Genomic DNA, 14505 nt, shown 5'->3' with positions numbered 1-14505 from the left:
CATGCCACTGACCACCATCCCAGTCATCACCATCGATGGCCCGACCGCTTCGGGCAAAGGAACGGTGGCGCATCTCGTGGCCGTGCGGTTGGGATTGCATTACCTGGATTCCGGTGCCTTGTACCGGCTCACGGCCCTGTCGGCGATGCGCAAGCATATCGATCCGACCGATGAACACGGCCTGGCCAAAGCTGCCGCAGGACTCAATTGTCATTTCAATGGCGAGCATGTCTTCCTATCGAACGAAGACGTGAGCGCCGCGATTCGTGCCGAAGAGGTCGGTAATCTGGCATCGCGCATCGCGACGCTGCCCACCGTGCGGCAAGCGCTGTACGCGTTGCAGCTCGGGTTTCGCTCGCCACCGGGACTGGTCGCCGATGGGCGCGATATGGGGACGGTGATTTTTCCGCGCGCCACGCTCAAGGTGTTCCTGACCGCCAGCGCGGAAGCGCGCGCCGGGCGGCGATTCAAGCAATTGATCGCCAAGGGAATGTCTGCTAATATGCACGACCTCCTGAAAGACCTGAACGAACGCGATGCGCGTGATGCCAACCGCACCATCGCACCGCTGAGGCCCGCCGAGGATGCGTACTTGCTGGAAACCTCGAACATGACGGCAGAAGCCGCCGTCACTCAGGTATTGGCCTGGTACGCAGCAGCACGCAAACGGGAGGAGTCCCATCCCGCAGTAAAGTAATTGTTCTATCTGGAGTTCCTTGCAGCGCAAAGCGGCAAAGAACATAAACACACCTAACCCTCTGACTGGCCCGTTCACGTTGAACTTGTCCACCACAGGCAACCTGCTCAAAACCTCGCTATGACTACTGTCTCATCTACTGAATCCGCTGTTGGTATGGAAAGTTTTGCCGCTCTTTTTGAAGAATCGTTGTTGCGCCAGGACATGCGTTCCGGCGAAGTGATCTCTGCTGAAGTCGTCCGTCTTGACCATAACTTCGTTATCGTCAACGCCGGTCTGAAGTCAGAAGCCTTCATTCCAATCGAAGAATTCAAGAACGACAATGGCGAACTCGAAGTCAACGTTGGTGATTTCATCTCTGTTGCCATTGAATCGTTGGAAAACGGTTTCGGCGATACCATCCTGTCCCGCGACAAGGCCAAGCGCCTCGCATCGTGGCTCTCGCTCGAAAAAGCGATGGAGTCCGGCGAGATCGTTATCGGTACCGTCAATGGCAAGGTCAAGGGCGGTCTTACCGTGCTGACCAATGGTATTCGCGCGTTCCTTCCAGGTTCGCTGGTCGATACCCGTCCGGTCAAGGACACCACCCCGTTCGAAGGCAAGACCCTCGAATTCAAGGTTATCAAACTTGACCGCAAGCGTAACAACGTCGTTCTGTCCCGCCGCGCCGTCATCGAAGCATCGATGGGTGAAGAGCGTCAGAAACTGATGGAAACGCTCAAGGAAGGTACCGTCGTTACCGGTATCGTCAAGAACATCACCGACTATGGCGCATTCGTGGACCTGGGCGGTATCGATGGTCTGTTGCACATCACCGATCTGGCATGGCGTCGTGTGCGTCACCCATCGGAAGTGCTCACCGTTGGTCAGGAAATCACTGCCAAGGTCCTCAAGTACGATCAAGAAAAGAACCGCGTTTCGCTGGGTGTTAAGCAGCTGGGCGACGATCCTTGGACCGGTCTGTCACGTCGTTACCCGCAAAGCACCCGTCTGTTCGGCAAGGTCACGAACCTCACCGACTACGGCGCATTCGTTGAAGTCGAGCAGGGTATCGAAGGTCTGGTCCACGTGTCCGAAATGGACTGGACCAACAAGAACGTGGCACCAAACAAAGTTGTCCAACTGGGCGACGAAGTTGAAGTCATGGTTCTTGAGATCGACGAAGAGCGTCGTCGTATCAGCCTCGGCATGAAGCAATGCAAAGCCAATCCTTGGGATGACTTCGCTGTCACACACAAGAAGGGCGACAAAGTTCGCGGCGCGATCAAGTCGATCACCGACTTCGGCGTGTTCATCGGCCTGGCTGGCAACATCGACGGTCTGGTGCATCTGTCGGATCTGTCGTGGACCGAAACAGGCGAAGAAGCTGTTCGCCGGTTCAAAAAAGGCGACGAACTCGAAGCCATCGTGTTGGCCATCGATGTCGAGCGCGAGCGCGTTTCACTGGGTGTCAAGCAACTCGAAGGCGATCCGTTCAACAACTTCGCCGCCATGAACGACAAGGGCTCGCTGGTTACCGGCGTAGTCAAGATGGTCGAGCCTAAGGGCGCCGTGATCCAGTTGTCCGAAGAAGTTGAAGGCTATCTGCGCGCTTCCGAAATCTCGCGCGACCGCGTTGAAGATGCCGGTACGCACCTGAAAGTCGGCGATACCGTCGAAGCCATGGTCTTGAACATCGACCGTAAGGCACGTGGTATCCAGCTGTCGATCAAAGCCAAGGACAACGTCGAGACGCAAGAAGAAATGCGCAAGATGTCGACTGCTTCGGATTCGAACGCTGCTTCCGGTACCACCAGCCTGGGCGCGTTGCTCAAAGCTAAATTCGACAACAAGAACTAATGTTGACGAGTCTGTAGATGACAAAGTCGGAGCTCATAGCTCGCTTGGCCGAACGGTATCCGCAACTGGTTGCCAAAGACGCGGATTATGCGGTCAAGACGATTCTCGATGCGATGATCGATGCGCTTGCCACCGGCCAGCGCATCGAGATTCGCGGGTTCGGCAGTTTTTCATTGAACAGCCGGCCACCGCGGATCGGACGCAATCCGAAGTCCGGTGAAAAAGTGATGGTTCCCGAAAAACGGGTGCCGCACTTCAAACCGGGCAAGGAATTGCGCGAGCGGGTGGACGCGATGGTTGGACAACCGATCATCGAAGACTGAGTTGTTTGCACGAAAATGAAACGGCATCCCTGGATGCCGTTTTTTTTACGGTCAATTTCGGCGGTTCGCATTGGCGATGGCAATTAAGCGGCTGTTGCATATTCCACCGCTTGCGCAACCCGGGGCTGATACCATCGGCCTGGCCAACAAGGAGATGCACATGAAATTCCTTCTGAAAATTTTATCCGTCGTGGTGGCCATCGTGTTTTTTGGCTTTGCGCTCAAGAACACTCAGGAAGCTGCCTTGAATTTTTTCCTCGGCTATGAAATCCGTGGTCCGCTGGTATTGCTGCTGTTCGGTTTCTTTGCCACCGGTGCAATCCTTGGCGTGTTCGGCATGTTGCCTAGCTTCGTACGTCATCGGCGGGAACTGACCCGTCACAAAAAAGTCATCGCCACCATGTTGCAAGAGCAGCAGGCGGTGCGTGCAGCACGGTCCCAGCCGCCACAACCTGATTCGGTGGTGGGCTGATGCACTACGAACGTCCGATCAAACACAGGAAAGTCCGGTAGCACATGGAATTTGAAATCTGGTGGTTACTTGGTATCCCGGTCTTTTTTGGCTTGGGCTGGATCGCGGCCCGGGTCGATATCCGTCAGCTGGTGGCTGAGTCGCGCACCCTGCCGAGCGGCTATTTCAAGGGCTTGAATTTTTTGCTCAACGAGCAGCCTGACAAGGCCATCGATGCCTTCATTGAAATCGTCAAGCTCGATCCCGAAACCGTCGAGTTGCACTTCGCGCTGGGCAATCTGTTCCGCCGTCGGGGTGAAACAGAACGCGCCATCCGCGTGCATCAAAACCTGCTGGCACGTCCCGACCTGCCGCTGGAGCACCAGGTCCATGCGCAGTACGAACTCGGTCAGGATTACCTGAAGGCCGGCCTGCTGGACCGCGCCGAAGAAACCTTCAACCGGCTGGTCGAGACCCAGTACAGTGCGCAGGCCCGCCGGGCGCTGCTCGAAATCTATCAGCGCGAAAAAGAATGGACCCGTGCCATCGATGCCGCCACCGCCTTGCAAGAGTCCGGTGCCGGCGGCCGCCAGAAAGAGATCGCCCAGTTCTATTGCGAAATTGCGCAGGATGAACTGGTGCATACCCACGCCGACGCGGCCTTGCTGGTGCTCGACAAGGCCTTGCTGGCTGATCGCAAGAACGTCCGGGCGACCTTGCTGATCGGTGACGTGCATCTGGCCAAGGGTGATGTCGAAGGGGCGCTGCTTGCCTGGCGACGCGTCGAACAGCAAAGCGTGCCGCACGTCGCGCTGGTGGCGCAGCGTTTGATGGATGGCTACCGGACACTGGGTCGACCCCAGGAAGGGGCTAACCTGCTCAAGTCCTACATGGCCGAAGCCTCGTCAATCGATTTGCTGGAGGTGGTGTTCAAGGCGGTCCTCGAGCTCGATGGCGTCGAGGCTGCCAACCAGCTGGTCAGCGACGAGCTGCGTCGTACGCCGACCTTGCTTGGCCTCGACAAGCTGCTCGATGCGCGTTTGATGGATGCGCCACCGAGCGTGCGACCTGAGCTGTCGCTGGTCAAAAATCTGGTGCATGGCTATGCCCAGAAACTGGCGCGCTACCAGTGCAGTCATTGCGGTTTCAAGGCCCGCCAGTTTTATTGGCAATGTCCTGGCTGCAGTCGCTGGGAAACCTATTCGCCGCGCCGTACCGAAGAATTGAACGTGATGAACTAACCAGCGTGCCTGCGTCGGCGGGCACGCATTTGCAGCGAGAACTCCGCGATGAAAATAACGATAATTGGTACAGGCTATGTGGGTCTGGTGACTGGCGCTTGCCTGGCTGAACTCGGCAATACCGTGTTTTGCCTCGATGTCGATCAAAGCAAGATCGACATCCTCAATGGTGGCGGCATTCCTATCCATGAACCCGGCCTGGCCGATGTGGTGGCACGCAATCGTGCTGCCGGACGACTGACTTTTTCAACCGACGTGGCGGCCAGTGTCGCGCATGGCGATATCCAGTTCATTGCAGTGGGCACACCGCCTGACGAAGATGGCTCGGCCGACCTGCAGTATGTGTTGGCGGCGGCGCGCAATATCGGCCGGCACATGACCGGCTTCAAGGTCGTGGTCGACAAGTCCACGGTGCCGGTCGGGACGGCCGACAAGGTCAGCGCAGCGATGCAAGTCGAATTGACTGCACGCGACAGCACGGCCAGTTTTTCGGTTGTCTCGAATCCGGAGTTCCTGAAAGAGGGTGCGGCGGTGGAAGACTTCATGCGCCCCGATCGCATCGTCATCGGCTGTGATGCAAGCGCTGCCGGTACGCAGGCGCGCCAGTGGATGAAGAATCTGTATGCGCCATTCAACCGCAATCACGAACGTACTTTCTGGATGGATGTGCGCTCGGCGGAGTTCACCAAATATGCCGCCAATGCGATGCTGGCAACCCGCATTTCATTCATGAACGAACTGGCCAACCTGGCCGACCATGTGGGCGTCGATATCGAATCGGTGCGCCAAGGCATCGGCTCGGACCCGCGTATCGGCTACAGTTTTCTGTATGCCGGTTGCGGCTACGGCGGCTCCTGTTTTCCGAAAGACGTACAGGCACTGGAGCGCACAGCGCGGGCGAACGGTCAGGAGTTGCTGATTCTGCGCGCGGTCGAAGCGGTCAATGATCGTCAGAAGCATGTGTTGGGCAGCAAGATTGTTGCCCGATTTGGCGAAAACCTGACAGGACGGCATTTTGCCATCTGGGGACTGGCCTTCAAGCCGAACACCGATGACATGCGCGAAGCGTCATCACGGGTACTGATCGCCGAATTGCTGGCGCGTGGCGCGTCGGTTGCCGTGCATGATCCGGTGGCGATGCCCGAAGCACGACGCGCACTGGCGCTCGATTTTGCCGCTGATCCGGTTGCTGCTGCGCGTATCCGTTTTTGCGATAGCCCGACCGGGGCGCTCGAGGCGGCGGATGCGCTGGTAATCGTGACCGAATGGAAGGCGTTCCGCAGTCCTGATTTCAGCCAGTTGAAAACCTTGCTGAAAACGCCGGTTATCTTCGACGGCCGCAATCTGTTCGAGCCTGATGCGATGGTGGCGGCGGGCGTCGAGTACCACGGCATTGGCCGTTCCGTGCTGACACGGGCAGGATGATGATGTCTCCCGACGCCTGTGCAGGAAGTCGCATCCTCGTCGTTGGCGACATCATGCTGGACCGCTACTGGTTCGGCGAGGTCAGCCGGATTTCGCCGGAAGCACCGGTGCCCATCGTGCGCATCGAGCGGCGCGAAGAGCGCCTAGGCGGTGCCGCCAATGTCGCGCGCAATGCCGCCATGCTCGGGGCGCAAGTGGGCCTGCTTGGCGTGGTCGGTGCGGACGAGGCGGCGGACACGATCGCGCGTCAGCTCGATGAATTGAAGATCGGTCGCTTCCTGAACCGGGATCCCGCCATCTCGACGATCATCAAATTGCGCGTGATCGGCCGGCAGCAGCAATTGCTGCGGATTGATTTTGAAGAAGCGCCTACCGATATCGTCCTGCGCGACAAACTCACGCAGTACAACGCGCTCCTGCCGCAGTACGACATCATCGTGCTATCCGATTACGCCAAAGGCAGCCTGGTCAATGTGGCCGACATGATCGCGTCGGCTACGCGGCTCGGCAAGCGCACGCTGGTCGATCCGAAGGGCGATGATTTTTCGCGCTACGCAGGGGCCACGCTGCTCACGCCGAACAAGTCGGAATTCAAGCGCGTCGTGGGCAGCTGGCGCGACGAAGCCGAACTGACCACCAAAGCACAGCAGCTGCGCCAGACACTGCGGCTCGAGGCCTTGCTATTGACCCGATCCGAAGAAGGCATGACTCTTTACACCGACGCCGAGGTGTTACACACGCCTGCCATGGCACGCGAAGTTTTTGATGTATCAGGCGCAGGCGACACGGTCATTGCCACGATGGCAGCCATGCTCGGTGCCGGGAAATCGTTACCTGAAGCGGCGGTGCTGGCCAACAAGGCCGGTAGCATTGTCGTCGGCAAGCTTGGAACGGCGACGGTGACCAGCGAAGAGTTGTTCGGCTGACGCAAAACAGGACTTCGGTGTGTGCCCAATGGCGGCCGCGTACCGAAGTCTTCCTGCACTTCCCCGGTTCGATGAATACTGGCTCTCCGGTAGTTCAACGAGGTATCAAGGGGAACAGTTCATGATCAAAAAGTATTTGCTGGGCATGGCCATTGTTATTGCCAGCACCTGCCACGCCACAGCGCCGGTCGATGTCAATCAGGCAGACCAGGCTGCACTAGACGGTATCAAGGGAATAGGACCACGCATGTCGCAAACCATTCTGGATGAACGCAAGAAGGGCGGCAATTTCAAGGATTGGCCGGATCTCGAACAGCGTGTCAAAGGCATCAAGACTAAAAGCGCGGTGCGTCTTTCCGGGGCCGGATTGACCGTCGATGGAAAGCCGCGCAAGGCTACCGCCCGGACCAAATAAGCACTTGCGGTACCGGCGCTTTGCCGGTCATCAGCACGTGCCGGTACATCTGCGTTTAGAATGATCGGCTTAACTTTACGCGACCGGACACCATGGCTTACCTGACCCTAGAAGACACTATCGGCAACACGCCACTGATCCAGCTCACACGCATAGGCGGAGACAGCGTTCGTCAGCGTAACAACATCATTCTCGGCAAACTCGAAGGCAACAACCCGGCAGGATCAGTCAAGGACCGTGCTGCGCGCTCGATGATCCGGCTGGCCGAAGAGCGGGGCACTATTAAGCCGGGCGATACGCTGATCGAAGCCACCAGCGGCAATACCGGCATCGCGCTGGCCATGGTGGCCGCAATGCGCGGCTACAAGATGATCTTGCTGATGCCGGAAAATCTTAGTGAAGAACGCAAGCAAAGCATGGCGGCATACGGTGCCAGGATCATCCTGACCCCGAAGACCGGCGGCATGGAATACGCACGCGACCTGGCAGAAAAAATGCAGAAAGACGGCGAGGGCACGATTCTGGACCAGTTTGCCAACGCCGATAATCCACTAGCCCACTATCAGACAACCGGCCCGGAAATCTGGCGCGATACCGATGGCAAGGTCACGCATTTTGTCAGTGCGATGGGGACCACCGGCACCATCATGGGCGTGTCGCAATTTTTGAAGGAAAAAAATCCGGCGATCCGGATCATCGGTGCGCAACCCGAAGAAGGATCGCAGATTCCCGGCATCCGCAAATGGCCGGAGGCGTATCTGCCCAAGATTTTTGACCGTGCGCGTGTCGATCAGGTCGAGAACGTCAGCCAGTCCGCCGCCGAAACCATGGCGCGACGACTTGCTGCCGAAGAGGGTGTTTTTTGCGGGCCATCCGCAGCAGGAGCATGCGAAGTCGCCCTGAGAGTGTCGCAGACCGTCGAGAATGCCACCATCGTATTCATCGTCTGTGATCGCGGCGACCGCTATCTGTCTACCGGGATATTTCCGGCCTGAGCGGCGCAGTCATTACCCGCTTGTCGTGTCTTAACTCAAGCGGGTACTACCCATAAAAAAGGATCATCTAGTTGATTCAGATGATCCTGATCTTTACGCTTCGCCGTCGTCCTGACCGTCGGTACTGCCGTCTTTCGGTTTGAACTGCTTGTCGCTGATGCGGAACTTGTCGCGCCGGTCGCCCATCAGCACCCGCAGATCGCGAATGCTCAGGTCACTGACTTCATGCATGCGGATCAGCAGTGAAGCACCGACCGGCAGGCGGCGATGGCGAATCTTGCTGATGACAGGCGGTGCCACTTCCAGCGCACGCGATAAAGCCGCATCGTTTTTAAGGTTCAACTTGCTGATCAATGAATCAAGCAGGTTGTTCGGATCGTACGCTAACTGGTCTGAGAGACGGTTGCTGGTCATAGTGTGTTCTAGCTGAGTAGTCATAATCTAAATAATTCCATAGGGCAAGTTGAGTGTACAAGGAAAAATGCATCGGTTGTGGCTTAAAGGCAATTAATGCTTGGACTACATCAAATTAATACAGTTGCAACGACGGCCGCATTTTTTATAACGAGTTTGTCAGCGATCGTAAAAATGGCTGACAGGGTCGTTTAGCTGGTATCGATATGGCAAAAATCAATGTAGTCACCGCCAGGCCTGACAAATTTATGACCTGTTGATTGTCTCTTTGCATTGTTTCCCGACTATTTCAAGTCCTTATCGCAGCGGTAATGGCTTTGTTTTCGATACGCCATTGCGCACGAAAACCAGTGTAGGCAGTGGTCGTGATGATAATTTGATAATTCTCAAAGGAATGAGTCGCTTCCCGGCCTTCATTTGCCTGTGCGATCAGGTGGCCGGTTTGCCGGTAGCGATCGGTGTCACCGGCGATGTCAGGCCTAGCGCGTCCCATCCGGCATGGCCGAGTACGTGTAGCGTAGCGATGTTGCGTTCGAAAATCGCCGATGCATCCGGAAACGCCGCGACCGCGCGGTCGATGCTGCTTTCGCGCAGCAGATGCAAAGTGGGATAAGGCGAGCGATTGGTGTAATTGTCGATATCATCCGGCGTGGTTCCTGCGAACTGGTAATACGGATGAAAACTCGCGATCTGCAGGATGCCATCGAGCTGCAAGTCTTCCAGCACCTGATCGGCCAGATCGAGGAAATCGTTGTAGTCGAGAAAGTCGGCGAGTACCCGGGGATGGATCAGCAAGGTGGTATCGATGACGGCAGGATCGCTCTCTGACAGCATGCGCAGTTCGGCGCTCAGGTCAGCCAGCAAGGCGTCCGTCGTCGTCGCATCACTGACCTGAAAACGGATCTGATTGCGGCCATGGACGGCCTTGGCGAACGGACACAGATTGAGTCCGATCACCGCGCGTTCCAGCCAGGTGCGGGTCGCGCTGATGAATGGCGTGGAGTCGGCAGGGAGAACAGTCATGATGGCGGCGCGCAGTCGGGAATCGGGGCGCTCATTATAGGCGCAGGCCTTATTTTTTATGCTGTTCAAGAGTGCGATCAGCTATGCTTCGCAGCCGTATTCGACCATCTATCCCGCATTTGTCTAACCACCGCTTCAGGAAAAATCACCCGCAATGGCAATCAAGGCAACCATTTACAAAGCAGATATCCAGATCGCCGACATGGATAGGCATTACTACCAGAATCACGTGCTGACTATTGCACGCCATCCGTCCGAAACCGACGAACGCATGATGGTTCGTTTGCTGGCATTCGCGCGCCACGCCCATGAGTCGCTGGTGTTTGCGAAGGGAATTGCCGACGCGGATGAACCCGATATCTGGCAAAAAGATCTGACCGGTGCGATCGACCTGTGGATCGATGTCGGCCAGCCCGACGAGCGCCGCATCCTGAAAGCCTGCGGACGCGCCGACAAGGTCAGGATTTATAGCTACAGCTATAGCAGCCCGATCTGGTGGAACCAGATCGGCAGCCGCGTTGACCGGGCGCGCAACCTTGAAGTGATCAACCTGTCGCCCTCCAGCAGCCTCGAGATGGCCAAGCTCGCACAGCGCAACATGCAGTTGCAATACACGATGCAGGATGGTGAGATCTGGGTCAACGGCAATGGCGAGACCTTGCAGATCGCGTTGACGATGCTCAAGGGTTAATCGCCCGGGCAGAGCGGATGGCGCGGCTCAGGTCAACCACCGACATGGCATAAAAGAAGCTGCGGTTGTACTGGGTGATGGCAAAAAAGTTCGCCGCGCCCAGCCAGAATTCCGGTGTACCGGTGCCATTCTGTAGATCAACCAGCCCGAACAGCATGTTGTCCGGCAGTGGTGTCGATGGCTTTACGCCAGCCGCGCGCAGGTCGCTGATGGTGAACTTGGCTTCCAGTCCCTGATTGATAAAGGCATCCCAGGCCCGGGCGCCGTTGCTGTCGTCTGCACTGACGGTCGCCGGGAAAACGATCGGTTCGCCCGGATGCCAGCCATGCTTGACCAGAAAGCTCGCCACGCTGCCGATCGCATCGACTTGCGAATTACGCAGATCGACCTTGCCATCGCCATCGAAATCCACTGCATATTGCCGGATGCTGCCGGGCATGAACTGGGGCAGGCCGATCGCGCCGGCATACGAGCCTTCCAGGCTCAGCGGATCGATGCCGGATTCACGCGCGTACAGCAAGGTGTTTTCCAGCTCGCCGCGAAAATACTGCATCCGCGTCAGGCGGGTCGGCGTGTCCGGGTAATCGAAGGCCAGTGTGGTGATCGCATCCATCACGCGGAAGTTGCCCGTGTTGCGCCCGTAGACGGTCTCGACGCCGATGATGGCAACGATGATTTCGGCGGGCACGCCAAATTGCGTTTCGGCACGCGCCAGCGCGCTTGCATTGTCCTCCCAGAAACGTACGCCACCATTGATGCGAACCGGTTCAACGAAGCGGGCGCGGTAGGCATTCCAGTTTTTCGGGCGGCCTGCCGGTGCCGGTTTCATGAGCTGGACGGCGCGTTCGACATACGCAGTCTGGCGGAACAGCGCCGTCAGCGTGGCGCGGTCGAACCCATGGCGCGCTACCATCAGGTCGATGAAGTCAGCGACGGCGTTCCATTGCGAAAAATCAGCGAATTCGCCCAGGTGAGTACTGGTGGGGCGGGCCGGTGCCGATTGCGAAGGACTGGCGAAACCGAAGGCGAGGGTGAGGGCGGTACAGCGCACGGCATGGTGGAAAAATACGGAAAAAGTCATCGACATGCGGTCAGTAAAGAATGTAATCGGGATAGCGCAGCACTGCGCCGGCGGGGCTCCACCGTACCATACTGCAGCGCTTCGTAGCCGTCCAGAAAACGCAGTGCTGCCACTTTTTTGGGCGCAGGCAGCAGTGCACTGGCCGTCACGGCGGCCATGAACGTGCGCGGTCCGTCGTGCGCTGCACGGGTGATGCCGTAGCGGGCCATGCGCCGGCAAAACGTCGCATACAGCTTGTCTGCAGGGTTCACCCTGATGCGATTCATCAGTAGCGGCAGCATCATCACCGCCATCACCAGGCTGCCGGCAGCCAGCATCAGCGCGGTTAGCACGGGCCAGTCGATATTGTCGATGCCGAGCCGGGCGACCAGGCTTTTTTGCTGCTCGGGCGAATAATTCAGGACGCGCTGGTTCCACGCATTCGACAGTGCATCCCAGCTGAATCGCGTCATTGCCAGCCAGGAATCGCGTGCCGGTGACAGCGTGACCAGCCCGCCAAAAAGACGTCGCGCCGACTGGCTGGCGACGCTGCGCTGGATCCGCTCGGGGGCGACCGCGCCGGTCGGGTCGACCCGGATCCAGCCGCGCTGTTCGATCCACACTTCGGCCCAGGCATGGGCATCGCTCTGGCGCACTTCCATGTAGCCGTCGCTCGGGTTGATTTCGCCGCCCTGGTAGCCGGTCACGACGCGGGCAGGGATACCCAGTTCGCGCATCAGCACCACGAAGGCCGATGCATAGTGTTCGCAAAAACCGGCCCGGCTGGAGAACAGGAATTCGTCGACCGAATTGCGTCCCAGCAGGGGAGGTTCCAGCGTGTAGCTGAACGGCTCGCGCCGGAAGTACTGCAGGACCAGGCCGACCAGTTCGGCGCTGTCGCTCGACTGCGCCAGCAAGCGGCGTGCGAAGTCTGTCGTGGCCGGGTTATAGCCGACCGTGCGTTGCAACGCGTCGTTCAGTTCATCGGGGGTGCCCCCGGCTTGCAGCGAAGATTGAGTCCAGGAGGTGACCTCGTAGCGCAGCCGGCTGCCGATGCGAGTCGTGGCCAGCAGCTGGAAATCGTTGGCCAGATAGGCGCTGCTGCCACTGAGTTGTGGCGGCGCGAGCGGCGTCTCCAGCGCAAATAGCCAGCGTCGCCCATGCGGCTCCATCGTCACCTCATAGCGCGTTGACGTACTGCCCGGTAATGCCTGCACGCTGCCGGCTTTCATTGGCGTCTGCGGCAGTGCGGTCCAGGTACGGCCATCGAAACTGGATAACACGGTAGCGCGCCAGTACAGGCTGGCCTGCGGCGGGACAGGATCGATGAACCTGACCCGGAAGGCGATCTCGTCGGACAGCGCCAGCGACGAAATCATCCCCGGTGTCATTGAATCGGACAGTCCGCTACGCGCGCCGGAGGCATCGCCCGGCATGCCCCACAGCGGTCCCTGGATACGCGGGAAGAGCAGGAACAACACCAGCATCAGTGGCGTCGCCAGGCCGACGATCAGCCCGGCCAGGCGCAGCTTCTTTTTGAATGGTGGCACGGCGCCGGTGAACTGAAAGGATAGTTGCGCGGTGAGCAGCGCCAGTACGGCGATCGCCATCATCAGCGCGGTGGCGATATTCTGCGAATAGAAAAAGTTCGTCAGCAGCAGGAAAAAACTCAGGAACAGCACGACGAACAGATCGCGTTTGGCATGCATTTCGAGCAGTTTGAGGATAAGCAGTAGTGCCAGCATTGCGACCCCGGCGTCGCGCCCGAGGAAGGTGCGGTACGCCAGATAAATGCCGCCCATCGCCAGCGCTGCAATCGGCAGCAATAGCCAGCGCGGCGGCAAGCGCCTGCCGGTCCACGTGATCCAGCTGCGCCAGCCCAGCAGCGTCACGACGCCGGCCGATATCCAGAGCGGCAAGTGAAAAAAATGCGGTAGCAGCACCAGCAGGCAAGCCACCAGCAAGCTCAGCATGTCGGTCTTATCGCGCGACATCGGGTTGTTCAGCCGGCGCGATGACGGCTTCATGCGAACTCGGCCAGCGCCTGCAGGCAGATGGCCTGCTGTGCCGGTCCGTGTGCCGGTGGCAGGTCCAGCGCGCCGAGCCGGAATGCATAGGCCAAGCCGCCGGCTTCGGCATCGAGTATCCAGCGGGTCATGCGTGAGAGCTTCAGTTCCAGATCCATTGCGCGTGGCAGGGCGGCAAAGTCGATCACCAACTCGCTGGCCGCACCACCTTCGAAATGCTTGGTCAGCAGCATGCCGCCGAGCGCCGGATCAATCCGGGCAATCTGCCGCCAGGCCAGTTGCTGCAGCGGGTCACCGGCCCGGTAGGGACGAATGCCGGCGAAGTCGTCGTTGCCCGCGAGGCCGACCCCATGCGCCGCCGGACTTGCTGCCAGCGGCAGTGGTGGCGCGTTCTCTTCGGGATGCGGATAGACCAGCACGCGCAGGTCCGGCTGCCAGTAACTCCAGGCCCGCAACAAGCCCAGCGGAAAGCGCGTGACCAGCCGCACGCGGGGTGCCGGCAGCCAGCCACGGACGGTGCTTGCCACCCCCAGCGTCACGCTGCTCGTGCCCGATGCGGCGACGTCGATCGCTTGTGCCACCGCTGCGGCGTGGCCGTAAAAATCCAGCCAGATCGCATACCGGTCATGCTTGCGGCGGTTGATCAGCTGCAGCTCGAACAGAGCCGTGTCGCCACAAAACACGGCAGCAGCGCGGCCCGGTGCCAAATGCAGATAAGCCAGATTGCGGAAGGTCAGGTGCATGTCGACGACGGCGCAGGAGGCGATCAAAAACGTGAAGGCAAAGCCAAGGTTCAGGTTGTAGTTGACCGAGCCGATGAACAGCAGTGTCAGCATCGCGGCAAAGCCCCAGCCTGCTCCGGTCGGCACGATGAAGACGCGGCGCTGGTCCAGCATGATTTCGCCCGCTTCCGGACCAGCCAGCCGGTACAGCCAGCGATCGATCCATGTGCCGATCCGGTTGCGCTGGAGCGTCATG

15 protein-coding genes are annotated in these 14505 nt (G+C 58.8%); 10 read left to right on the top strand and 5 right to left on the bottom strand.

Going from position 1 to position 14505, the window contains the following annotated elements; all coding sequences use genetic code 11:
* Nucleotide 1 precedes the first annotated feature (1 nt).
* The 9 genes from cmk to cysM all read left to right on the top strand — a co-directional run bounded on the left by cmk (nucleotide 2) and on the right by cysM (nucleotide 8312).
* Nucleotides 2–697, top strand: a complete 696-nt coding sequence (cmk, locus tag RHM62_RS17580; protein ID WP_322123333.1) for a (d)CMP kinase — start codon at nucleotides 2–4, stop codon at nucleotides 695–697.
* Nucleotides 698–817: 120 nt separating this feature from the next.
* On the top strand, nucleotides 818–2536 hold the full coding sequence (gene rpsA / locus RHM62_RS17575; RefSeq protein WP_083823026.1) for a 30S ribosomal protein S1: 1719 nt from the start codon (nucleotides 818–820) through the stop codon (nucleotides 2534–2536).
* Nucleotides 2537–2553: 17 nt separating this feature from the next.
* Complete coding sequence (locus tag RHM62_RS17570) at nucleotides 2554–2859, top strand: integration host factor subunit beta (RefSeq protein WP_040724703.1); 306 nt, start codon at nucleotides 2554–2556, stop codon at nucleotides 2857–2859.
* Nucleotides 2860–3019: 160 nt separating this feature from the next.
* Entirely contained in the window at nucleotides 3020–3331 is a 312-nt protein-coding gene (locus RHM62_RS17565) for a LapA family protein (protein ID WP_322123332.1), read from the top strand.
* A 44-nt stretch (nucleotides 3332–3375) separates the two neighbouring features.
* Nucleotides 3376–4551, top strand: coding sequence for a lipopolysaccharide assembly protein LapB (gene lapB, locus RHM62_RS17560; RefSeq protein WP_322123331.1), 1176 nt, complete (start codon nucleotides 3376–3378; stop codon nucleotides 4549–4551).
* A 48-nt stretch (nucleotides 4552–4599) separates the two neighbouring features.
* Nucleotides 4600–5976, top strand: a complete 1377-nt coding sequence (locus RHM62_RS17555) for a UDP-glucose/GDP-mannose dehydrogenase family protein (protein ID WP_322123330.1) — start codon at nucleotides 4600–4602, stop codon at nucleotides 5974–5976.
* Complete coding sequence (rfaE1, locus tag RHM62_RS17550; protein WP_322123329.1) at nucleotides 5973–6902, top strand: D-glycero-beta-D-manno-heptose-7-phosphate kinase; 930 nt, start codon at nucleotides 5973–5975, stop codon at nucleotides 6900–6902. Before RHM62_RS17555 ends, rfaE1 begins: the two co-directional genes overlap by 4 nt.
* Nucleotides 6903–7023: 121 nt before the next feature.
* Nucleotides 7024–7317 (top strand): ComEA family DNA-binding protein, encoded by a 294-nt coding sequence (locus RHM62_RS17545; RefSeq protein ID WP_322123328.1) that lies wholly within the window; start codon nucleotides 7024–7026, stop codon nucleotides 7315–7317.
* Nucleotides 7318–7409: 92 nt separating this feature from the next.
* Nucleotides 7410–8312, top strand: coding sequence for a cysteine synthase CysM (gene cysM / locus RHM62_RS17540; protein WP_322123327.1), 903 nt, complete (start codon nucleotides 7410–7412; stop codon nucleotides 8310–8312).
* A 93-nt stretch (nucleotides 8313–8405) separates the two neighbouring features.
* Here the strand turns inward: cysM and RHM62_RS17535 are convergent, their stop codons facing one another.
* A complete protein-coding gene (locus tag RHM62_RS17535) occupies nucleotides 8406–8726 on the bottom strand; it encodes a hypothetical protein (protein ID WP_322123326.1) in 321 nt (106 codons plus the stop codon).
* Between the two features lie 429 nt (nucleotides 8727–9155).
* The gene (locus RHM62_RS17530; protein ID WP_322123325.1) at nucleotides 9156–9749 is read right to left on the bottom strand and encodes a DUF1415 domain-containing protein; all 594 of its coding nucleotides are present in this window, start codon (nucleotides 9747–9749) and stop codon (nucleotides 9156–9158) included.
* A 154-nt stretch (nucleotides 9750–9903) separates the two neighbouring features.
* On the opposite strand from RHM62_RS17530, the gene RHM62_RS17525 reads away from it, so the two are divergent.
* Nucleotides 9904–10440 (top strand): YaeQ family protein, encoded by a 537-nt coding sequence (locus tag RHM62_RS17525; RefSeq protein ID WP_322123324.1) that lies wholly within the window; start codon nucleotides 9904–9906, stop codon nucleotides 10438–10440.
* Here the strand turns inward: RHM62_RS17525 and mltB are convergent.
* The 3 genes from mltB to RHM62_RS17510 are packed head-to-tail and all read right to left on the bottom strand — an operon-like array spanning nucleotide 10430 to nucleotide 14504.
* Complete coding sequence (gene mltB / locus RHM62_RS17520) at nucleotides 10430–11527, bottom strand: lytic murein transglycosylase B (RefSeq protein WP_416172271.1); 1098 nt, start codon at nucleotides 11525–11527, stop codon at nucleotides 10430–10432. The two genes, RHM62_RS17525 and mltB, sit on opposite strands and share 11 nt — an antisense overlap.
* A complete protein-coding gene (locus RHM62_RS17515) occupies nucleotides 11518–13527 on the bottom strand; it encodes a DUF3488 and transglutaminase-like domain-containing protein (protein ID WP_322123322.1) in 2010 nt (669 codons plus the stop codon). The genes mltB and RHM62_RS17515 overlap by 10 nt, the downstream gene beginning before the upstream one ends.
* Nucleotides 13524–14504 carry a DUF58 domain-containing protein gene (locus tag RHM62_RS17510; RefSeq protein ID WP_322123321.1) on the bottom strand — a complete coding sequence of 327 codons (981 nt, stop codon included), beginning with the start codon at nucleotides 14502–14504 and terminating at the stop codon, nucleotides 13524–13526. The genes RHM62_RS17515 and RHM62_RS17510 overlap by 4 nt, the downstream gene beginning before the upstream one ends.
* Nucleotide 14505: the final 1 nt, after the last annotated feature.

It is taken from the genome of Actimicrobium sp. CCC2.4 (genome assembly GCF_034347385.1).
Taxonomy (GTDB): domain Bacteria; phylum Pseudomonadota; class Gammaproteobacteria; order Burkholderiales; family Burkholderiaceae_D; genus Actimicrobium.
Note: the sequence above shows the minus strand (reverse complement) of the source record. Positions and strands in the feature narration are given on the sequence as shown.

Bases quoted from the DNA above. Each gene is read 5' to 3' on its own strand.
- cmk (WP_322123333.1), top strand. From the start codon at position 2: ATGCCACTGACCACCATCCCAGTCATCACCATCGATGGCCCGACCGCT.
- rpsA (WP_083823026.1), top strand. From the start codon at position 818: ATGACTACTGTCTCATCTACTGAATCCGCTGTTGGTATGGAAAGTTTT.
- RHM62_RS17570 (WP_040724703.1), top strand. From the start codon at position 2,554: ATGACAAAGTCGGAGCTCATAGCTCGCTTGGCCGAACGGTATCCGCAA.
- RHM62_RS17565 (WP_322123332.1), top strand. From the start codon at position 3,020: ATGAAATTCCTTCTGAAAATTTTATCCGTCGTGGTGGCCATCGTGTTT.
- lapB (WP_322123331.1), top strand. From the start codon at position 3,376: ATGGAATTTGAAATCTGGTGGTTACTTGGTATCCCGGTCTTTTTTGGC.
- RHM62_RS17555 (WP_322123330.1), top strand. From the start codon at position 4,600: ATGAAAATAACGATAATTGGTACAGGCTATGTGGGTCTGGTGACTGGC.
- rfaE1 (WP_322123329.1), top strand. From the start codon at position 5,973: ATGATGATGTCTCCCGACGCCTGTGCAGGAAGTCGCATCCTCGTCGTT.
- RHM62_RS17545 (WP_322123328.1), top strand. From the start codon at position 7,024: ATGATCAAAAAGTATTTGCTGGGCATGGCCATTGTTATTGCCAGCACC.
- cysM (WP_322123327.1), top strand. From the start codon at position 7,410: ATGGCTTACCTGACCCTAGAAGACACTATCGGCAACACGCCACTGATC.
- RHM62_RS17535 (WP_322123326.1), bottom strand. From the start codon at position 8,726: ATGACCAGCAACCGTCTCTCAGACCAGTTAGCGTACGATCCGAACAAC.
- RHM62_RS17530 (WP_322123325.1), bottom strand. From the start codon at position 9,749: ATGACTGTTCTCCCTGCCGACTCCACGCCATTCATCAGCGCGACCCGC.
- RHM62_RS17525 (WP_322123324.1), top strand. From the start codon at position 9,904: ATGGCAATCAAGGCAACCATTTACAAAGCAGATATCCAGATCGCCGAC.
- mltB (WP_416172271.1), bottom strand. From the start codon at position 11,527: ATGTCGATGACTTTTTCCGTATTTTTCCACCATGCCGTGCGCTGTACC.
- RHM62_RS17515 (WP_322123322.1), bottom strand. From the start codon at position 13,527: ATGAAGCCGTCATCGCGCCGGCTGAACAACCCGATGTCGCGCGATAAG.
- RHM62_RS17510 (WP_322123321.1), bottom strand. From the start codon at position 14,504: ATGACGCTCCAGCGCAACCGGATCGGCACATGGATCGATCGCTGGCTG.